Below are 21,951 nucleotides of genomic sequence, written 5' to 3'. Positions count from 1 at the left end.
ATTTTCATTCAACTATTGCAAATGGACAACTCCCTTATTTCGGGTCAGTCGTAAAAGTTGTGGGATTTTGATAATTACGCATAAATATTGGCAAGTCTAAATAAGAAGAATTTGATGTCAGTTACACCTCTAAAACTCCTTCTAAAGTCTTTAATTTTGGCATTGAAGGATTCTGCAGCAGCATTTGTACTTCTGTTATTGAAGAAGTTTGCAATTGAGTCATAATGCATCTGATTAGGTCCAATATTTAAAGGATAGTTAAGGCAGTCTGTTGCATGTATTTTTGTTTCCAATCCTTAAAATCACTCAGTCGTTCTTTATACTGTCTCTGAAAATTCTTTCCGTTGATTCCAAAAAAGACTTCTAAGCTTCTTACACTTATTGCATTGCTATCGATTAAGTTCTTTTAAAAAAGCAGCAAATTCAGTGCTTATTCGAAATCTCTTTGCTACTAAACTCCAATCACTTTGTACTATTTCTTTAGAGGTTCTTTCTAACCATCTACGACATTTTATATGAAGATAAACGATGTTTCCATGCAAAGGAAAATCTTGAAGGCAATTCTTTATGAAAACGGTGAGCTATTAAAATACGACTCGACTCTTCTCTTCTCTTCTTTAAAAATGCTATTGCAATCTTCAAAATACAAATGTAACACCTCTAATTCTTTATTATCTTTTATCAAATCAAAATTCTATTTGAATCCCTACACAACTTTTAATCTTGATCAAAAAAAACATACACTTCAACAAATCAAACAGTTACAAAAACTCTTCACAGTTGTTAACAACTTTTCACGTGAAGCGCCCAACCTCACTGTATTTCATTAGCTAAACATTCCTATATTTAGGAATACATAACACCTTAAAATTGATTTCTATAATGAGCAAAACCACAAAAAAAATATTTGTTTTAGACACTTCCGTTCTTTTGTTTGACCACAATGCTATCAATTGTTTTGAAGACAATGACATCGTTATTCCTATTACCGTATTAGAAGAACTAGATAATTTTAAAATAGGAAATGAAACGAAAAATTTCGAAGCAAGATCTGTCATTCGTTTTCTAGATAAAATGTCTGACCAAGGTGGGCTAAACAATTGGATACCTCTAGGTAAAAATAGAGGACAAATGAAAATTGTGATGCTAACAAAGGCTTTAAAAATTGATGCAGAAACAATTTATGGGAAAAATAAAAATGATCATAAAATAATCAACGTGGCTTTAGGCATGCAAGAGGAACACCCAACTGCCACCACAACACTAGTTACCAAAGATATCAATCTAAGAATCAAGGCAAAGGCTATTGGTTTGCTTGCTGAAGACTACCTAACAGGAAAAGTTACAAATATTAAAAATATTTCGGAAGGAGTTGTTAACTTAGATGACATTGACCCAACCTATATCAAAAATCTGTACAATCAGAATAAAATTGATGAGGACGGTATTTTAAAGGAAGCCAAAGTAAATAACGGGTATTATGTACTAAACAAAAGTTCCGATTCTGTTTTAGCCAGGTACAATGGTTTTACCAATCAACTTGAACGAGTAGAAAAAAGCTATGCCTATGGTATCAAACCAAAAAATGCAGAACAAACATTTGCCTTAAATGCTTTGCTAGACCCAGATATTAAATTAATTGCTTTACAAGGTGTGGCAGGAACAGGAAAAACCTTATTGGCTTTAGCAGCTGCACTAGAACAAAAAAACAATTTTGAACAAATTATTCTTTCCAGACCTATCATTCCTTTAAGCAATCGGGATATTGGATTTTTACCTGGCGGTGCCGATGAAAAAATTTCGCCCTATATGCAACCGCTTTGGGATAATTTAAAATTTATCAAAAGTCAGTACCGCGAAAACGAACGCAAAAGAAAAGCTTTGGACGATATGGAAGCTAGTGGTTTTTTATCGTTAACTGCATTGGCTTTTATTAGGGGAAGAAGTTTAAGCAACGTTATTTTTATTATAGATGAGGCTCAAAACTTAACACCGCATGAAATTAAAACTATTATTACCAGAGCTGGAGAGGGCACAAAAATTATTTTTACAGGAGACATTCATCAAATAGACACCCCTTATATGGACGAACAAAGTAACGGACTGTCTTATTTGATAGACAAATTACAAGGGCAAAATTTATTTGCACATATCAAACTAGAAAAAGGAGAACGATCTGCCCTAGCCAACTTAGCCAACGAACTTCTTTAGCAAAAAGGTACACTGCTTAAGTCACACGAAAACAAGGTCAAAAACTAAGAAATGTTTTGAACAATCCTACTAATTTTGTTGAAAACATTTCTTTGTTAGACAAGCGATTTGCTCTATATTTGTTTGTTGAGTGACAGGAAGTCAGTAAGTACTAATACTGTAGAAAAACGCTCTAAAAACTATACCAACTAGCACAAAATAAACATATATAATGAAATTTATTGTATCAAGCTCGCAATTATTAAGACAACTTCAAATTTTAGGTGGAGTTATCAACAACAACAATACATTGCCAATTTTAGATAACTTTTTGTTTGAATTAGACAAAAACGAACTTAAAATTTCAGCTTCTGACCTAGAAACAACAATTACAAGTACCATTGAAGTTGAAAGCGATTCTAGTGGTAATGCAGCTATTTCTGCAAGACTTTTATTAGATACTTTAAAAACTTTCCCGAACCAACCTTTAACTTTTAAAACAGAAGACAGTTCGACTATTGAAATAAGTTCTGATCAAGGAAAATACGACATGGCTTATTTTGACGGAAATGAATTTCCTAAAACAATTTCATTAGACAGTCCTAGTTCTACAATTATTCCTGCTGCTATTTTAGGCGCTGCTATTTCAAAAACAATTTTTGCTACTGGAAATGACGACTTAAGACCTGTAATGAGTGGTGTGTTTTTTCAATTTAGCACAGACAGTCTGACATTTGTAGCTACGGATGCACACAAATTGGTAAAATATACAAGAACAGATATTACGGCAAACGAATCGGCTGAGTTCATTATGCCTAAAAAACCTTTGAACTTATTAAAAGGAATTTTAGGAGCAAACAACACCGATGTTACGATTGAATACAACAACACAAATGCAAAATTTGTATTTGACAACGTGGTGCTTATTTGTCGTTTAATTGACGGAAAATACCCAAATTACGATGCGGTAATCCCTAAAGAAAATCCGAACAAATTAACTGTAGAAAGAGCTTCTTTCTTGAATTCAACCAAACGTGTTTCTATTTTCTCTAGCAAAACAACACATCAAATTCGCTTAAAAATGGCGGGTACAGAATTGAATATTTCTGCAGAAGATATTGACTATGCAAACAAAGCAGACGAACGTTTGAATTGTGATTACCAAGGTGATGACATGCAAATTGGTTTCAACTCTAGGTTTTTAACAGAAATGTTGAGCAATCTAACTTCTGATGAAGTATTGATCGAAATGTCTTTACCTAACCGTGCCGGAATTTTAACTCCTGTTGACGGAAGCGAAGAAGGTGAGCAAATTACCATGTTGGTAATGCCAGTGATGCTAAACAGCTAAAATAATTTTCAACTTATATTTAAAACACCCATAATTTTATGGGTGTTTTTTTATGTCCTATTGCGAAACATCTGCAAATTCCTTAACTTCAATTTTCAACAAAAAAATCCCTATGAAACACATACTTCTATGTATCTTCTTTATGGCAGTAAGTAGTTACGGACAAACAAAATTTGCACATCATAGAATTACACTTTCAGAAGCCAAAGAAATACTCAACGAATCCTTAACAAAAAAAGAAGTCCATAATATCATAGGCAGTAAACCAATATTGACGGATCGAAAAAAAGTTATAGACTTTTCAGAAGCTGTTTTATTTGACATTTACGGACAAAAATCAATCGAAAAACAAAAGCCTTATGCTGTTTTTATGATCAATAATTATTGGTTTATTCAAGGCTCCCATAGAAAGCCCTGGAAAGAAAATGGACAAACTATGTTTGAATTAACAGGCTTATTCACCATGATTATTGATGCTAGAAACTATCAAATTATAAGAATTACACACGGTAAATAAACAAACTAAGCCCCCTCTCAAACACAAAACCATGCGTTTTCTACAAAAACAACTCTCAATATTCGTCCTTTAGAAAATAAACGAAAAAGTAATCTTTATATAATGTTCCTCCTATATATTTTACCTAATTTCCCTCAATGAATTTTTTAGCCCATTTGTATTTAGCAAAAAACGTAGAAGGTAAAATCGGAAATTTTATTGCGGATGCCATTAAAGGACGAAAATATGAACACCTGCCTTTAGGCGTACAAAAAGGAATTATTCACCATAGGGCTATTGACACTTTTACTGACAGTCATGCTATTGTAAAACAAAGTAAAAGACGCTTAGACCCAAAATACCGCCATTTTAAAGCAGTAATTATTGACATAATTTACGATCATTTTCTAGCCAAAAACTGGCAACAGTACAGCGCTACTCCGCTACATAATTTTACCCAAGACACTTACCAACTTTTAGAGGACCATTACGAAATACTTCCCGAAAGAACACAGTATCTTTTGCCTTTTATGAAAGAACAGAACTGGCTCTATAACTATAGAAGTATTGAAGGAATTTCTCAAATATTATGGGGTATGAACAAAAGAACAAAAGGAATTTCTCAAATGGATTTAGCCAAAATTGATCTTGTAGAACATTACGAAGATTTTGAAAAAGACTTTGAATTGTTTTTCAAAGAATTGATCGTTTTTTCTAAAGAATTTAAGAGCTAGTATTTTCTTTTTTATTTTCTAGCAGCAAGGCCAACAAAGGCAACAATCCATGCGACAAACGAAATAGTGTTCCGTGCAATTCTTGATGTATGGATTGCCACATAAAATCTGTTTGAAAACCTGTTACTATTCTTGCAAAGGCAGTTAACAAGCCCCAAAACACAGCATAGCTCAAAGCATATTTTGCCACTTTTGGTACAAAAATAAAAATTGCCAATATAAAATCTAGCCCCCCTGCAACCAACAAAAAAAGTTTAGCCTTCTCTTCTGAAAAAGAAAAAACATGAATCACCATGTCTACAAACTTCCCAGGCACTGGATAATAACCAACTGCATACAATCCATGCGAAACAAAAACTACCGCTATCAATAACTTAGCTATTGTAAGTAAATTCTTAGGCTGGCTTTTTAAAGCGTATAAAAAAACAAAGGGCAAGCCAAACTGAATACTGTGTTCAAAAAACATAGCCCATTCATAAAACTTATCTTTCATCAATAAAAAAGAAAGCAGCACCAAATTAATTCCACCTAAAAGCACAATTCCTTTTAATATTTTCTTGTTGTGTTTTAATAGCAACAGACAAGAAACAGCAGCGAATGCATACAATAAACCCGTATAAAAAACCAACTCATCAATAAACATATCTGTGCTGGAACTCGTAACATAAGCATACCACGATATAGAACAAAAACTTTCTATGAGCGGTTTTAACAATTCTTCATCCCAAAAAAAACTGCGATAAGGTGCATCCCAAAAAATAAATTGCCAAGCACGTCCAATAAAAATACTACAAACAGAAAAAGTTAAAATATAGCTTGTCTTTTTAGAATCAGTTAGCTGCATGTACACGGTTTTTAAAGCTACAAGTTTACTAAAAAAGACTGACACTACTAGAATTATCCTAACCAAAACAAACACAAGCCAAACAAGCCTTAACCAACAATTCGTATTCATAACAGCACTCCAATTAATTCTATAGAAATTGCTTAATATTGTAACTTATAATTATAGCTGCTTTCACAAATGAAAAACTTCTTATTTTCCGCAATAATACTATTGATTACAAATATTACTTGGGCAAAAACTGATAAATACAGATTAAGTCTACGAAGCAATCCTGCCACTTCTATCGTTATTGGTTGGAATCAAATTTCAGGAACAAATCCTGAAGTTTATTTTGGAGAGAAAGACCATGGCAACGATTATAAAAAATACCAAAACCAACAAAAACCAGATAGAATTATTGCCTTTAAAGAAATGAACAATCATTTTGTACGTTTGGAAAATTTAAAGCCAGATACCGCTTATTTTTTTGTTATTAATGACAGCGAAGGAACGAGCAAACGTTTTTGGTTTAAAACGGCACCAAACAAAAACACAAAACTGTCTTTTTTAGCCGGTGGCGACTCTAGAAACAATAGACTACCAAGACAACAAGCCAATACCTTGGTGGCTAAATTAAAACCACATGCGGTATTATTTGGTGGTGATATGACCGCTGCCGACAATGCGCCACAATGGAATTTATGGTTTGACGACTGGCAATTAACAACTTCAAAAGATGGAAGAATGTATCCGATTGTTGCCACTAGAGGAAACCATGAAAAAGCAAATACGTCCATTTATAATTTGTTTGACACTCCTCATAAAGATATTTACTACGCCCTAACTTTTGGGAATAATTTAGTAAGAACCTATACCTTAAATAGTGAAATTGCCATTGAAGGAAACCAAACCGAATGGCTTAAAAAAGATTTAGCAAAACATGAAAGTGTTATTTGGAAAACGGCTCAATACCACAAACCAATGCGCCCTCATGTTTCTAGAAAAAAAGAAGGAAACAAACAATACAGCAATTGGGCACAATTATTTTACGACCATGAAGTAAAGCTGGTAGTTGAATGTGATGCACACACGGTAAAAACGACGTGGCCTATAAAACCTAGCACACAAAAAGGAAGTTCAGAAGGTTTTATTAAAGACAAAAACGGAACTACTTATGTAGGTGAAGGTTGCTGGGGGGCTCCTATTAGAGAAAACGACGACAACAAACCTTGGACACGAGATTCAGGTAAATTCAACCAAATAAAATGGATTTTTGTAAGCCCTAAAAAAATTGAATGCCGAACCTTGTTGGTTGACAATGCGATGGACTTAAAAGAAAATTCGAATAAAAAGACTTTCAGCATTCCTAAAGACTTAAAAATTTGGACACCTTCAAACGGTGCCGTTGTGGTTATAAAAAAATAAATAAGCTATGAATTCAAAAACTCTTGCCAACGGAATTATTAGAGCCCTTCTTATCATAACCGGTAGTTTGGCTGCTCTCTATTTTCTATTTCTTATCAAATCGGTGTTAATATATGTGGCCATTGCTGCTGTTTTTGCCTTAATAGCACGACCGATCATACGGTTTTTAAAAAGAAAACTAAAACTGCCAAATACCATTGCCGTCATTTTCACCATGTCGTTATTTATATTGTCATTGGTTGGGCTAACAAGTATGTTTGTACCGCTTATATTAAAGCAAGGAGAAAATTTATCGCTACTAAATACCGCTGAATTCAAACACGATATTGAGGTATTATTTCAACAAGTAAATCTTTATTTTTTAGACAAGGGTATTGACTTGTTTGATCAGTTTAAAAATTTAGACTTGATGGGAAATTTTAAAAATATTCCCAATTTATTCAATACTATTTTAGGCGGAATTGGTTCTTTAAGTATGGGCTTATTTTCTGTGCTATTTATTACCTTTTTCTTTATGAAAGACACGCAATTAATGCACAACGGAATGTTTACACTAATTCCAGATTCCAAAGCAAAAAGAATGGAAAAATCTTTTGAAACTATCAAAGAATTATTGTCGAGATATTTTATTGGATTGGTTTTTCAAATCACTATTTTGTTTGTTATTTACACCACCGTTTTACTCATCTTCGGAATTGAAAATGCTTTGGTCATTGCATTTTTATGTGCCATCTTAAATTTGATTCCTTATATAGGCCCATTAATTGGTGGTTTCTTAATGCTGGTGTTAACCATGACAGAAAATATTGGACTCAACTTTCAAACAGAAATAGTCCCTACTACATTATATGTTATGACCGGGTATATTATTGCACAGTTGATTGATAATTTTTTAAGTCAGCCCATTATATTTTCCAAAAGCGTAAAATCTCATCCCTTAGAAATTTTCTTGGTCATTATTATTGGCGGAATTCTTTTTGGCGTTATGGGTATGGTTGTGGCAGTTCCTACCTACACTGCCATAAAAGTTATTTTAAAAGAATTTTTATCGGATAACAAAGTAGTTAAATCATTGACTAAAGATTTATAGCCAGGTGAATAAAAATATTCTAAATCAAGAGGTTCAAGATTTTATTGAGCAAAATTTGAACGAGAACCTTACCAAACTAATTTTAAAAGGAAGTCCTTTTGAAACGGTTTCTACACAAGAATTGGCACAACAAATTGAAGGCAAAAACAAGTGTGCTAAAAAATTACCACTTTGGTTTGGCACGCAAAATATTGTATATCCTCCAAAATTAAATTTAGAACAAACCTCATCAGAATTAACAGCCAACTACAAAGCAGCTTTAGTATGTGGAAACAGCTTATTAGACGCTACAGGTGGTTTTGGTATTGACAGTTTTTACTTTTCAAAAAAAATAAAAGAAGTCACCCACTGCGAGCTCAACGAGGAATTATCAGAATTGGTGGTTCACAATCAACAGCAATTTGGAATTGAAAATATAAAAAATCATGTAGGTGATAGTCTTGACTATATAAAAAAGCTTCAACAAAAGTTTGATTGGATTTATATCGATCCTTCCCGTAGAAATGACACTAAGGGAAAAGTTTTTTTGTTAGAAGATTGCCTTCCGAATGTTCCAGATAACATCGATTTCCTTTTCGCGCATAGCGACCAGTTATTGATTAAAAATTCGCCTATTTTAGATATTACAAGTACCATTAATGAATTGACATATGTCAAAGAAATTCATGTCATCGCAGTCCAAAATGAAGTAAAGGAATTACTCTTCTTATTAGAAAAAGAATACGCGGGTGAAATTCATATCAAAACAGTCAACCTCCAAAAAACTGAAAATCAATATTTTTCTACCCAGTATAAAAATGAAGAAGTTGCTAGCTACGCACTTCCAAAAAAATATGTATACGAACCCAATGCGGCCATCATGAAGGCAGGCGCTTTTCAAGAAATTAGTGCGCAGCTACAACTGGACAAACTACAGCAGCACTCGCATCTATACACCTCTAGTGAGATCGTAAAAAACTTTCCAGGAAGGACTTTTAAAATCAATCAAGTAGTACCTTTTGACAAAAAGAAACTAGCCAAATTAATACCTGATAAAAAAGCAAATATCACTACGCGTAATTTTCCAGAAACGGTTGCTCAAATCAGAAAAAAAACCAAAATTAAAGACGGTGGAAATCTGTACTTATTTTTCACAACCAACCTAGAGAATCAGAAAATAGTATTGTTTTGCGAAAAAGCATAAAGTGCAAATTGTTCAAATTCTCAAAATCACAGTACTCTAAATAGGATTCAAACAAATTAAGTAGACGATATTTCTCAAACTCACAGAAGTAACTTGACATTGAAATTATAAAAGTATTTCTTTTGAAAAAAGTAGTAAATTTGCCGTACACAATTGAACTACATCATGTCACAACTTATTAAAACATCAAAAGAATCTTCTGTTTCTATTACAGAATTGATGCTTCCAGCTAACTCTAATTTTAGTGGAAAAATTCACGGAGGGTACATCTTAAATTTAATGGACCAGATAGCATTTGCTTGTAGTTCCAAATACTCAGGAAAATACTGCGTAACAGCTTCTATTAATACTGTAGATTTTTTGAACCCTGTAGAAGTAGGAGAATTACTAACCTTAAAAGCACGTGTCAATTATGTAGGAAGAACCTCTATGACCGTTGGAATTAGAGTGACTTCAGAAAACATTAAAACAGGAGAAATCAAACATTGTAACTCCTCGTACTTTTTAATGGTTGCTAAAAATGATGATGGAACCAATGCGCCCGTTCCAAAACTTAAACTAACAAGTAAAGAAGGGGTTCGTCGTTTTATTCGTTCTTTAGACCGTTTGGAAATGAAGAAAAAAAGAAAATTAAGTTTTCACAAAGATGAATTCTCTTATGAAAACTACAAAGAAGAAGTCAAAAAACACAATGTGGTTATCGACCTAACAGATGATTAAACCAAAACGTAATTATACAAAAGCCTTAAAAATTAATTTTAAGGCTTTTTTTATCTTAAAAAAGCAGCCAATCAAAAGTCAAAATAGATAAACAATCGCTCAAAATAACGTTCATACACTCTGCTTTTTATTCTTTATGTTTGTATACTAAACCCTACTGATGCAAACGTCACTTTATAAAGGTCTAAAAAAACAAGAACAAAAATCGACTGTTACCGATGATTTTCTAGTTGTTGAAGCGCCTTTGGAAATACAAATTAACAACAAGCCATTTACAGTTGTTATGCGAACGCCTGGCAATGACGAGGATTTGGTTCGTGGTTTGTTATTTGCAGAAGATATTTACAAAGATCCTTCAGAAATACAACTGAACCTAATAGAAAACAAGGACAACGGTTTTTCTAAAATAAACGCTACAATTTCAGAAAAAAAACTTGGGAAAGGCTATTTAAACAAACGATCCTTACTCTCTGTTTCTTCATGTGGAATTTGCGGAAAACAAGAACTTGAAGATTTTAACACAGCCAAACCGTCCTTAAAAAACAAAAACAAGTTGGACATAAAACAACTTCCTTTTTTGTTTGAAATAATGCGGTCAAAACAACGTACTTTCGACTTAACCGGTGGTTCTCACGCCGCAGTTCTTTTTGATAAAAACTACAATTTTTTAACACTCAAAGAAGACATTGGTCGACACAATGCAGTAGACAAATGTATTGGCAATTTATTGGCTACAAATAATTTAAAAAGTGCTAAATTTATGTTGGTCAGCGGACGTGTTTCTTATGAAATAATTACCAAAGCTTTCTTTGCCAAAATAAGCACCATTGTAGCGGTATCTGCCTGTTCATCTCTAGCGGTAGATTATGCTAAAGAATTTGGAATTTGTCTAATCGGTTTTTCTAGAAATGGAAAAGCAACCATTTACGCTCACCCAGAAAATGTCATTTAATTTTATGAAAAATAAAAATACCATTGCACAACCTCCAGAAAAACTAACCGGAATTAAACTGACGGAAGTTCCAAAAACATCTGTAGGTCCCACCGCTATAAAATCGGCTTTAACCCATATAAAAAACGAAGTTGGCTTAATTAAGGGTATTGGCTTGCTTTCTAAAATAAATCAAAAAGATGGTTTTGATTGTCCGGGTTGTGCTTGGCCAGATCCGGATGAAAAAAGAGCTTTTTTAGCAGAATACTGTGAAAATGGTGCCAAAGCCATTGCAGAAGAAGCTACAAAGCAACGTGTTTCTCCAATTTTTTTCGCAACACATTCTATACAAGAATTAGGCGCTTTGTCGGATTATGAATTAGGAAAAAAAGGAAGAGTTACTCACCCAATGTTTTTAAAAGAAGGCGCTACGCATTACGAAGAAATAAAATGGGAACAAGCATTTGAACTTATTGCAACCTCTTTAAACAAACTTGCCTCGCCAAATGAAGCTATTTTTTATACTTCAGGAAGAACAAGTAACGAAGCCGCTTATTTATACCAATTATTTGTAAGACAATACGGAACCAACAACTTACCCGATTGTTCTAATATGTGCCATGAATCTAGTGGTGCTGCACTTTCTGAAACCTTAGGAATTGGAAAAGGCTCTGTAACGCTAGATGATTTTAACCATGCAGATTTGGTTATAGTGATGGGACAAAATCCAGGTACCAATCATCCACGTATGCTTTCTGCTTTGGAAGGAACAAAAAAGAATGGTGGAAAAATAATAAGTATCAATCCGCTTAAGGAAGTTGGATTGGTTAATTTTAAAGATCCGCAAAATCCGTTTACATGGTTGGGGTCTGGTATTAATTTAACCGATTTATTTTTACAAGTTAAAATTAATGGAGATGTTGCTTTGCTAAAAGCTATCCTAATTTTACTAAAACAAAAAGAAAACAAAAATCCAGGTACGGTTTTCGATCATCATTTTATCAAAGAAAAAACACAAGGATTTGATGCTTTTATAGATGATATAGACAATTATAATTTAGACGAATTAATTGCTCAAACGGGAGTATCAAAAACTCAAATTGAAGCAGCCGCAGAAATGATTGCACAAAATAAAAAAATCATTATTTGTTGGGCAATGGGACTTACACAACACAAAAATGGTGTAGACAATATTCGTGAGGTTGTCAATTTACTTTTATTAAAAGGAAGTATTGGTAAACAAGGAGCAGGAACTTGTCCGGTTCGTGGACATTCCAATGTACAAGGAGACCGAACTATGGGAATTTGGGAAAAACCGCAAGCTGCCTTTTTAGACAAACTAGAACAAGAATTTCATTTTAACGCACCAAAACACCATGGTTATGATGTGGTAGAAGCCATACAAGCCATGCACGATAAGAAAGCAAAATTTTTCTTAGGGATGGGAGGAAATTTTATTTCGGCAACACCAGATACAGAATTTACGGCAGAGGCTTTACGCAACTGCGACTTGACCGTTCATATTTCAACAAAAATAAATAGGAGCCATTTGATACACGGAAAACAAGCTTTGATTTTGCCCTGTTTGGGACGATCGGAACAAGATTTTCAAGAAAGTGGCGAACAATTTGTGACGGTTGAAAATTCGATGGGCGTTGTTTCTAAATCGAAAGGACACCTTTCTCCTTTGTCTGAATACTTAAAAAGTGAAACGGCAATTGTAGCTGGCATAGCTACGGCAACCTTAAAAAATTGTTCTACAAATTGGTTGCAACTCGCTTCCAATTACGACTTGATCAGAAATGCTATAGAAAAAACAATTCCTGGTTTTGACAATTACAATGTCCGAGTAAGAAAACCTGGCGGATTTTATTTACCAAACAATGCACGCGAAAATAATTTCAGTGTGACACATACCGGTAAAGCCAATTTTTCAATCAACCAGACTTCTGATCTTCTTTTAGAAAAGGATCAGTTTTTAATGATGACCATACGAACGCACGATCAATACAATACCACTATTTATGGATTAGATGATCGTTATAGAGGAATTTTAAATGAAAGAAGAGTTGTACTTATGAATCCTGAGGACATGAAAGAATTTCAACTTCAAGAAAAAGATTTGGTTACGTTAACCAGTCATTTTAAAGGAGAAAAAAGACATGCCCATAAATTCTTAGTGATTTCTTACGACATTCCAAGAAAATGTACGGCAACTTATTTTCCTGAGACCAACGTTTTAGTGCCTATCAATAGCAAAGCAAGAATTAGCAACACACCAGCCTCTAAAGCAGTGGTAATTAGTATTCATAAGGAATAAAAACTTAAAAAATGATCCGTTCAGAAATTATAAAAAAACTACGACCCGAAATAAAAAAGGCAAGCACTTCTGAGCAGACAAGTACAGAAGAGTATGTACAAAATACTGTTTTACGACCTGTTATAAAACTACAACATGAGCTTATCACAGAAATGGTATTTGCCTCTATTTCTAAAACGAATGCAGCTTATAAGGAGCTTTCAAAAGAAAAATTAACAGGTTTTCTTGACAGTATCTTTACAAAAGACAAAAATCTGAGAAACCAATTAATCGGTGTTATCATAGCATTCTTTACACTTGAAGAATTACAAACCTACCGCACTATAGAAAAGGAGTGTAACAAACGGATGTTACAAATTTGCAAAGAACGAATACTTTCGAATCTTTAAGGAATTATTTTAATCAAACAAAAACCCCTTTACATTGCTGTAAAGGGGTTTCTTTTTATTTTTAAACCTATGAATTAAGGAATAAACACAAGCTCTAAAGGATTGTTTATTTGACTAGAAAATAAATTCAAATAAGACACCCAACTAGCATTTGTAGGATATTGTTTGCTTTCTTTCCAAGCAAAACCTGAATAATACACCACTTTTCCATTAGTTACGTTTAAGTGTGCATAAGCATTACTTAAATCTGCAGCTTCTACATCGTATTTTTCAAAATCTTTAAACGTCGCTTTGTCGGCAATAATAGCCGTACCTATTTCTGAACCTAAATGTGGTTGCCAGTAGCTAACCCAACCGTTTGAAATATTTCCGGTAACTTCTCCATCTTTCTCGTGCAAAGTTAAACCTGCCGAAATAGTTTCAGTTCCTTCTATAGATGTCTCAAATTTAGAGAAATTATTTCCTTTATCTAAAGAAACAATTTTACTTTCTTTGATCAAGTTTCCTCCAGCATCCCAAGATTCATATTCTAAATAAAAACTTGTACGAATAGGTCCTGTAGTGATCGTTCTCCATTTTGTATAATTTTTAGAGTAGTAAAATTCACCTGCATTTTTTACAGCAATTCCACCAACACCTCTACTTACACCTACATGAAAATTATCACAACCTTCACCTGTATCTTCATGATACGAACTCGTTTTTGAAACCAATTCTTCATGATACCACTTATTGATAATAGGATATTCCACTTTTTTCAACCAAGCATCTACTCCACTAGAAAGTGTTCCACCAGGCTTACCAGATTCTTTAAGTTGCTGCGCAACTGGACCATATACACGAAAAGCAACTTTGTCGTTTTCCCAAGTATAATCATCCGTTCTTTCAGGTACAAAACGAGAATAACACACCAACTCTGCTTTAGGCTGTTCAGCTTCTGTAATAGTAACGACTTCAAATTTAGCTTCCGAAGTTGCCTTAACTTTAGGTTGAAACAACAAAACATCCATTACCCCATCGCCATCATTATCAACCAATTGGGTAATTTGTAAATTTCCTGTAGCAAGATCTTTTAAACCAACAGTCGACAAATCAGTAACTCCTAATTTTTCTTTTGAAAGTTCAATAGTTTCATTAGAACGCTCTATTGACAACGAATTTTTTACTAAGAACGTTTTGGACTGCTTGCTCGAAGAACAAGCAGTGGTCAAAACTATACTTAGTAAGCAAACCAAGGTATATGTATTTCTCATTGTATAATTTTTATTAATCTTCATTAGAAGGTTTTCCAATTGTCGCTAAAATTCCTCCATCAACATAAACAACTTGTCCGTTTACAAAATTACTTGCATTCGAACTCAAAAATATAGCCGCTCCTTGTAAATCATTTGGATCTCCCCAAACACCTGCTGGCGTTCTGTTTACGATAAAATCGTTGAAAGGATGTCCATCTACACGGATAGGTTCCGTTTGACTTGTTGCAAAATATCCAGGACCAATTCCATTTGTTTGAATATTAAACTTAGCCCATTCTGTAGCCATGTTTTGCGTCAACATTTTTAAACCTCCTTTTGCAGCCGCATAAGCCCCAACAGAATTTCTTCCCAACTCACTCATCATAGAACAGATATTGATAATCTTTCCTTGTTTACGAGCAATCATACCTTTTACAACATGTTTAGAAACAATAAAAGGAGAAACTAAATCTACCTTAATTACCTCTTCAAAATCGGCAACTTCCATTTCTACTAAAGGCGTTCTTTTAATAATTCCGGCATTGTTCACCAAAATATCAATCACTCCAACTTCAGCTTCAATTTTTTGGATATTTTCTTGCACTGCTTTTTCATCAGTTACATTAAATAAATAACCATGCGCATTGATGCCTAATTCTTTATAGGCAGCCACTGCAGCATCTAATTTTGTTTGAGAAGAATTCCCATTCACAATAATAGTTGCACCTGCATTTCCTAATCCAGTAGCCATTGCCATACCTAGACCGTGCGTACTTCCAGTAACCAAGGCTACTTTTCCTGTTAAATCAAATAAATTTATCGACATATTCTATTATTTTAAATCCGTGATTTTACAAACATCCATATCTCCATAGTCTAAGTTTTCACCAGCCATACCCCAAATAAACGTATAATTACTTGTACCAGCACCTGAATGAATTGACCAAGGTGGTGAAATCACTGCCTCATTGTTTGCCATCCAAATATGTCTTGTTTCTGAAGTTTCACCCATAAAGTGACAAACAGCTTGCTCTTCAGGAATTTCAAAATAGAAATACACTTCCATTCTTCTATCATGAACATGTGCAGGCATTGTATTCCATGCTGAACCTGATTTGATTTCCGTCATTCCCATTTGCAATTGACAAGTATCAACAATACTATTTACAATTAGTTTTCTAAGCGTTCTTGCATTTACTGTTTCAGGAGCTCCCAATTCAACAATTTCAGCTTCGTCTCTTCCTACTTTTTTATTTGGAAAAGCTTTATGAGCTGGTGTTGAGTTTAAGTAAAACTTCGCTGGATTTGAAGCATCTGCACTTGAAAAAACTACAGATTTAGCACCTTTACCAATATACAAAGCTTCTTTAAAGTCTACATCAAAAACTTCTCCATCAACAGATACAGAACCTTTTCCTCCAACGTTGATAGCTCCTAATTCTCTTCTTTCTAAAAAGTATGACGATTTTAAAGGATCAATTGTCTCTAAATCTAAAGGACCTGCAACCGGAACTGCACCTCCTACTATATATCTATCGTAGTGCGAGTATACTAATTTAACTTTATCAGCTACTAATAAGTCTTGTACTAAAAACTCATCTCTTAATTCTGTAGTATCCATTGTTTTTACTTCTCTTGGAGAAGCTGCATACCTTACTTCAAATTTTTCTTCCATGATATTATTTCTGTGATATTAATTTTAAATTTTTGTAAAAGTAGTAAATATTTCTGAAAATACAATCGATTGTATTTTTGTTTTTATTTTCCTATGTTTGTGAAATAATTCCAATTAATTTTAATATATTAACTCCAAAGGGTTCCAACCAAACCTAATTAACTGTAGCAATGAAATCCAATAAAATCACCATTCATGACATCTCTAGCGCTTTAAACATTGACAGTTCTACCGTATCTAGAGCTTTAAATGACAGCCCAAGAGTCTCTAAAAAAACCAAGGAAAAAATTGCTAAAAAAGCAGCAGAATTAGGCTATCAAAGAAATAGTTTGGCTTCCAATCTTAGAACAAACAGAACCAATACCATTGGCGTTATTGTACCAAGAATTTCGAGAAACTTCTTCTCTACGGTAATTGCCGGAATTGAAGAAACCGCTTATGAAGCAGGCTTCAATGTGGTCATTTGCCAATCTTTAGAAAGTATCGATCGAGAAAAGAAATTGATAGAAACTTTGCTTGCCAATCGAGTGGATGGAATTTTAATTTCGATCTCTATGGAAACAACATCCTATGAGCATTTACAATCGTATTACGACCATGGATCACCAATTGTATTTTACGACCGACCTTGTCATTTTCACAATTGTACAGCGGTAAGTATTGACGATTACAAAGCAAGTTTTGACGCTACAGAACATCTCATTCAAAGTGGTCGGAAAAATATATTTCATTTCTCAGGACCACAAGAAATTGAATTGTATCAAAACAGAAAACGCGGTTATAAAGATGCTTTGAAAAAACACAATATTGAGGTAAACGAAGACTATTGTCACGAATCGGGTTTGTCTGAAAAAGAAGGGATAAAGGCTGCCAAAAAGATCATGAATTTAAAAAATATCGACGCTATCTTTTCCGCCAATGACACCGCAGCAATTGGCGCCATGAAATATTTAAAAACCCAAGGCATTCGCATTCCTGAAGACATTGCTGTTGTTGGTTTTAACAATGATCCAATTTCAGAAGTTATTGAACCTTCTTTAACAACTGTAAACCAACCTGATTTTAAAATGGGTAAAATTGCAGCTACTATATTATTAGGGCAAATAAAAAACAAAAAAGCAGATACCAAAGATCAATCAATTGTCTTAAATTCCGAATTAATTATTAGAAACTCTTCAATCAACTAATTTATGAATAGGAAACATATAGCCCTCGTTCTACTTTTTTTTAGTTCCGTTTTTATGGCAATCGCTCAAAAAAACTATATCGCTCCTAGTAATTTAAGTTTTAAAAATTTCACCACAAAAGACGGCCTAACTCAAAGTTCTATTGTTTCCATTACACAAGATTCTAAAGGTTATTTATGGTTTGGTACCAGAGATGGCTTGAATAAATTTGACGGTACTCGATTTATCAATTACAGACACAATTCCGAAGACAGTACAAGCATAAGTCACAGCTGGGTTACCTGTATTTTTGAAGACAATGATAAAAATATTTGGATAGGAACAAAAAATGGCTTGAACTTATTTAAGCCCGAACAAAATAATTTCCTGCAAATAAAAACAAATAGCAATGGAATTAGTGTTAGTGACAACCAAATTTGGGATATTACACAAACAAACAAGAATCGTATTTATGTAAGCTCTAAAAAAGGAATTACAGATATCAATTACAAGAAAAATATTTCAACGTATATAAAGAACGATTCTACCAACCTCAACTCACCAAGTCACAATAATACACGCTGTTTTCTAAACACCAATGACGGTTATTTGTGGATCTGTACAATTGAAAAAATTGACCGTGTTCATTTAGCAACCAACACTTGGGAGCATTATGAATACCCTAAAAACACAAACAAGGCTGCACATATAAGCAATACACCTGTTTTATTTCAAGATAGCAGGGGGACCATTTGGTTAGGCTACGAAAATGGTATTGCTTTTTTACCTGCGCATACAACTCAATTTGAAGACTTTTTATTCAAAAATGAAAAAAAAATAAAAACGGGGGTTCGATCTATTGCCGAAGATTCAAACCATAATTTATGGATCGGAACGTATTCAGGCTTGCAAATTTTAAACACCAAGCATCAAATTTTTAAAAAATTTACCCACAACGAAAACAATCCTAAAAGTTTAAGCCAAAACTCCATCTATAAAATCATCAAAGATTCAAAAGGCGATATGTGGATTGGAACTTGGGCTGGCGGTATCAACTATTTTGATCATAGCTACGATAACTTCAAACAAATTTCCTCTGGTGCATCACCAAACATGCTAAACTATAAAGTAGTAAGTTCTATCTTAGAAACAAAAGAAAACAATTTTTGGATTGGAACTGAAGGTGGGGGACTTAATTATTTCAATAAAAAAACAGAACAATTTACCTACTATACCCACGATCCAAAGGATGCTAAATCTATCAGTTCAAACAACATCAAATCCATGGTTCTTGATCAAAATGAAAATTTATGGATTGGAACTCACGATGGGGGTTTGAATTTTTTAAACACAAAGAAAAAACCTTATGTTTTTGAAAAACTCAATAAAAAACAAGCCAATGGAATTGAGTTAAAAAACTATCGAATCATTTCTTTGTTGGAAGATATTGACCATAATATTTGGATAGGGACCGAAAACAATGGGGCTATTACTTACAATACAAGCACTAAAGAATTTACGCGATTAGAAAGCGAGATAAAATTTCATAATTGTCTTCAACAAGCTAACAATCCTGAAATTATTTTTACGGGTGGCTCAGGCGGATTGTCAAAAGTTAATATTCGTACAAAAAAAACAGAAGACCTTCATATCATCAAGTCAAAAGGCTACAAACCCAGAATAAATTGTGTTTTTGAGGAAAACGATAACACCATTTGGACAGGAACTGAAGGCCAAGGACTTTTCGAATTCAACCCTAAAACCAAAGAAAGCAAAAAGTATGGTATTGCAGAAGGCCTACTCAACGAAGTCATTTACGCCATACTTCCCGATGATGATAATAATATTTGGGTGAGTACAAATAATGGAATTAGTCGATTAAACTTGTTGACAAAAAAAATTAAAAACTTCGATGAATCTGATGGATTGCAAGGAAATGAATTTAATTATGGCGCAGCGCATAAAAACGACAATGGTATTTTAATGTTTGGAGGAACCAACGGTCTTAATTATTTCAATCCGAGGAGTATTATTGAAAATACGTTTGTTCCAAAAGTCAACATCAGCGCTATAAAAGTCAACAATAAGCCTTATTTAAATTCAATTGACAATATTCAAGAAATAAAACTGAAACACGATCAAAACGATTTTAGCATCAATTTTACCGCTTTAAGCTATTCTCAAGCCAATAAAAATCAATACGCTTATCAACTGGTGGGTTTTGATAAAAATTGGAATTATGTTGAAAACAAAAAAGAAGCCAACTACACCAATTTAGATGAAGGTACATATTTATTTAAAGTAAAAGCATCCAATAGCGACGGACTTTGGAACGAAAAAGGAAAAAGCATAAGCATCATTATTTTACCTGCCCCTTGGAAAACTTGGTGGGCTTATAGCATTTATATCTTCGTTTGTTTACTTATTAGCTATTTCATTCGATCTTTCGCTTTGACACGTATTAAAGAAAAAAACGAACTAAAACAGGAAAAATTAGACAAAGAAAAATTGGAGGAAGTCAACCAAATGAAATTAAAATTATTTACCAATATTTCACACGACTTTAGAACTCCCCTAACCTTAATTATAGGGCCTTTACAAAGAATGATGAAAGAGAAAAAAGGAAACTCTTTTATTCAAAGTCAGCATCAAATTATGAATCGAAATGCAAACATGCTGCTCGATCTTATCAATCAAATACTAGATTTCAGAAAAAGTGAATCCGGAAAATTAGTTCTATACGCTTCCAAAAGCGATCTGATCTCATTTATAAAATCTGTAAAAACTGCATTCAACGATTTAGCCAACCATAAAAACGTTGAATATATTTTTGAATCTAATTTTGAATCGCTCGACGTTTGGTTTGATAAAATTAAAATGAAAAAAATTATTTTCAATCTCTTATCAAACGCCTTCAAATACAATCAAGACAATAGTAAAATTAGTCTTAAAATAACTAATTCAAAAGCATCTTTTGTAACAATTGAAGTCGTCAATTTTGGCGAAGTCATTCCTAAAGAAACTTTAAATTATGTCTTTGATCGATTTTATAGATTTGATCAAGAAGGCATACAGGCAGGTACAGGAATTGGCTTAGCCTTAACCAAAAGTTTGGTAGAACTGCACAAAGGAGAAATTTCGGTTACAAGTTCAATTGAAAAAGGAACCTGCTTTAAAGTCAGTATTCCTTTGGGCGACGAACATTTAGATGAAGATCAAAAAATTACAGAGAACCAAGAATTCAAAGAAGAAATTGACAGTACACAACCTTTTTATTTAGAAAAAGACATCAGTATTGCTGACACAAAAGAAACAGAACTTCAAGAAAAAGAAAACCATACACCTACTCTTCTAATTGTAGAAGACAATGAGGATGTTCGAAATTTTATAAAAGGAATTTTCACGAAAAAATATCTGGTTTTAGAAGCTGAAAATGGAAAAATAGCCGTGGACATTGCTCACAAAAAACAAGTAGACCTTATTATTAGCGATGTAATGATGCCTGAAATGAATGGCTTCGAACTGTGTGAACATATCAAAACAAATATTACTACAAGCCATATCCCTGTTATATTATTAACCGCAAAAACAGCTGAAGCCCATCAAAAAACAGGATATACAATTGGTGCAGATGCCTATATTACCAAACCTTTTGACGATGCCATTTTAGAAATCAGAGTCGACAATTTGTTAAAAACTCGCAAAAGCCTAATCTCTAAATTTAAAAAAGACATTATTCTTGAGCCCAAAGAATTAACTTTCACTTCTGCCGATGAGCAATTTTTAGAACAAGCCATCAAAATTATTGAAGAAAACATTTCTGACCCTGAATTTAACGTCAATTATTTCACCAATAAAATGAACATGAGTCGCTCTGTTTTGTATCGAAAATTAAAAGCGATAACAGATCAATCCATTACCGAATTTATCAGAACCATTAAACTCAAAAAAGCGGGACAATTAATTGCTCAAACGCAAATGAATATTTCTGAAATTGCCTATGAAGTTGGCTTCAACGATTTAAAATATTTTAGAAAGTGCTTTAAAACCTTATTTAAGGTACTTCCTTCTGATTATAGAATTCAGAACAGCCAAACTAAAGATGATTCTGAAAAAGAATAAGTAAGCTAAATCTTCCTAAACACGATATACCCCATGAAAAGGAACGTTGTGTCCCCTTTGTCATGAATGCGTATGGTATAATTTTACCTAATAACCAA

At 33.5% G+C, this 21,951-nt stretch carries 19 protein-coding genes; 13 read left to right on the top strand and 6 right to left on the bottom strand.

Annotation, left to right across the window (positions count from 1 at the left end):
* Positions 1 to 74 precede the first annotated feature (74 nt).
* Positions 75 to 293, bottom strand: coding sequence for a transposase (locus FGM02_RS11425; protein ID WP_449401687.1), 219 nt, complete (start codon positions 291 to 293; stop codon positions 75 to 77).
* 96 nt (positions 294 to 389) lie between these two features.
* A complete protein-coding gene (locus FGM02_RS18435) occupies positions 390 to 542 on the bottom strand; it encodes an ISAon1 family transposase N-terminal region protein (protein ID WP_449401686.1) in 153 nt (50 codons plus the stop codon).
* A gap of 340 nt (positions 543 to 882) precedes the next feature.
* Between FGM02_RS18435 and FGM02_RS11420 the strand changes: the two genes are divergently transcribed.
* The 4 genes from FGM02_RS11420 to FGM02_RS11405 all read left to right on the top strand — a co-directional run bounded on the left by FGM02_RS11420 (position 883) and on the right by FGM02_RS11405 (position 4,771).
* The gene (locus FGM02_RS11420) at positions 883 to 2,211 is read left to right on the top strand and encodes a PhoH family protein (protein WP_139958511.1); all 1,329 of its coding nucleotides are present in this window, start codon (positions 883 to 885) and stop codon (positions 2,209 to 2,211) included.
* Positions 2,212 to 2,422: 211 nt separating this feature from the next.
* On the top strand, positions 2,423 to 3,541 hold the full coding sequence (gene dnaN, locus FGM02_RS11415; RefSeq protein ID WP_139958510.1) for a DNA polymerase III subunit beta: 1,119 nt from the start codon (positions 2,423 to 2,425) through the stop codon (positions 3,539 to 3,541).
* Between the two features lie 112 nt (positions 3,542 to 3,653).
* Positions 3,654 to 4,058, top strand: coding sequence for an NTF2 fold immunity protein (locus FGM02_RS11410; RefSeq protein ID WP_166461170.1), 405 nt, complete (start codon positions 3,654 to 3,656; stop codon positions 4,056 to 4,058).
* A gap of 137 nt (positions 4,059 to 4,195) precedes the next feature.
* Complete coding sequence (locus FGM02_RS11405; RefSeq protein ID WP_139958508.1) at positions 4,196 to 4,771, top strand: acyl carrier protein phosphodiesterase; 576 nt, start codon at positions 4,196 to 4,198, stop codon at positions 4,769 to 4,771.
* On the opposite strand, the gene FGM02_RS11400 is transcribed toward FGM02_RS11405, so the two are convergent.
* Complete coding sequence (locus FGM02_RS11400) at positions 4,761 to 5,615, bottom strand: hypothetical protein (RefSeq protein WP_139958507.1); 855 nt, start codon at positions 5,613 to 5,615, stop codon at positions 4,761 to 4,763. The two genes, FGM02_RS11405 and FGM02_RS11400, sit on opposite strands and share 11 nt — an antisense overlap.
* A gap of 180 nt (positions 5,616 to 5,795) precedes the next feature.
* Between FGM02_RS11400 and FGM02_RS11395 the strand changes: the two genes are divergently transcribed.
* The 7 genes from FGM02_RS11395 (at position 5,796) to FGM02_RS11365 (ending at position 13,655) form a co-directional block, all read left to right on the top strand.
* Positions 5,796 to 7,022, top strand: a complete 1,227-nt coding sequence (locus FGM02_RS11395) for a purple acid phosphatase family protein (protein WP_139958506.1) — start codon at positions 5,796 to 5,798, stop codon at positions 7,020 to 7,022.
* A 7-nt stretch (positions 7,023 to 7,029) separates the two neighbouring features.
* Positions 7,030 to 8,112 (top strand): AI-2E family transporter, encoded by a 1,083-nt coding sequence (locus FGM02_RS11390; protein ID WP_139958505.1) that lies wholly within the window; start codon positions 7,030 to 7,032, stop codon positions 8,110 to 8,112.
* Between the two features lie 4 nt (positions 8,113 to 8,116).
* Positions 8,117 to 9,295, top strand: coding sequence for a THUMP-like domain-containing protein (locus FGM02_RS11385; RefSeq protein WP_139958504.1), 1,179 nt, complete (start codon positions 8,117 to 8,119; stop codon positions 9,293 to 9,295).
* Positions 9,296 to 9,460: 165 nt separating this feature from the next.
* Entirely contained in the window at positions 9,461 to 10,015 is a 555-nt protein-coding gene (locus tag FGM02_RS11380) for an acyl-CoA thioesterase (protein WP_139958503.1), read from the top strand.
* Positions 10,016 to 10,175: 160 nt separating this feature from the next.
* Positions 10,176 to 10,967 carry a formate dehydrogenase accessory sulfurtransferase FdhD gene (gene fdhD / locus FGM02_RS11375; protein ID WP_139958502.1) on the top strand — a complete coding sequence of 264 codons (792 nt, stop codon included), beginning with the start codon at positions 10,176 to 10,178 and terminating at the stop codon, positions 10,965 to 10,967.
* 4 nt (positions 10,968 to 10,971) lie between these two features.
* Entirely contained in the window at positions 10,972 to 13,266 is a 2,295-nt protein-coding gene (locus FGM02_RS11370) for an FdhF/YdeP family oxidoreductase (protein ID WP_139958501.1), read from the top strand.
* An 11-nt stretch (positions 13,267 to 13,277) separates the two neighbouring features.
* The gene (locus FGM02_RS11365; protein ID WP_139958500.1) at positions 13,278 to 13,655 is read left to right on the top strand and encodes a glyoxalase; all 378 of its coding nucleotides are present in this window, start codon (positions 13,278 to 13,280) and stop codon (positions 13,653 to 13,655) included.
* A gap of 74 nt (positions 13,656 to 13,729) precedes the next feature.
* Here the strand turns inward: FGM02_RS11365 and FGM02_RS11360 are convergent, their stop codons facing one another.
* From FGM02_RS11360 to kduI, 3 genes are read right to left on the bottom strand one after another with little or no spacing between them, the layout of a single operon-like run.
* Positions 13,730 to 14,908, bottom strand: a complete 1,179-nt coding sequence (locus FGM02_RS11360) for a DUF4861 family protein (RefSeq protein WP_139958499.1) — start codon at positions 14,906 to 14,908, stop codon at positions 13,730 to 13,732.
* A 13-nt stretch (positions 14,909 to 14,921) separates the two neighbouring features.
* Entirely contained in the window at positions 14,922 to 15,716 is a 795-nt protein-coding gene (locus FGM02_RS11355) for a gluconate 5-dehydrogenase (RefSeq protein WP_139958498.1), read from the bottom strand.
* Between the two features lie 6 nt (positions 15,717 to 15,722).
* Positions 15,723 to 16,565 (bottom strand): 5-dehydro-4-deoxy-D-glucuronate isomerase, encoded by an 843-nt coding sequence (kduI, locus tag FGM02_RS11350; protein ID WP_139958497.1) that lies wholly within the window; start codon positions 16,563 to 16,565, stop codon positions 15,723 to 15,725.
* Positions 16,566 to 16,735: 170 nt separating this feature from the next.
* Here kduI and FGM02_RS11345 point away from each other — a divergent pair, with 170 nt between their 5' ends.
* Both FGM02_RS11345 and FGM02_RS11340 read left to right on the top strand, forming a co-directional pair.
* Entirely contained in the window at positions 16,736 to 17,752 is a 1,017-nt protein-coding gene (locus tag FGM02_RS11345) for a LacI family DNA-binding transcriptional regulator (RefSeq protein WP_139958496.1), read from the top strand.
* Positions 17,753 to 17,806: 54 nt separating this feature from the next.
* On the top strand, positions 17,807 to 21,853 hold the full coding sequence (locus FGM02_RS11340; protein WP_166461169.1) for a hybrid sensor histidine kinase/response regulator: 4,047 nt from the start codon (positions 17,807 to 17,809) through the stop codon (positions 21,851 to 21,853).
* Positions 21,854 to 21,951 lie beyond the last annotated feature (98 nt).

Source organism: Flavicella sediminum (assembly GCF_006381105.1).
Lineage (GTDB): Bacteria > Bacteroidota > Bacteroidia > Flavobacteriales > Flavobacteriaceae > Flavicella > Flavicella sediminum.
Note: the sequence above shows the minus strand (reverse complement) of the source record. Positions and strands in the feature narration are given on the sequence as shown.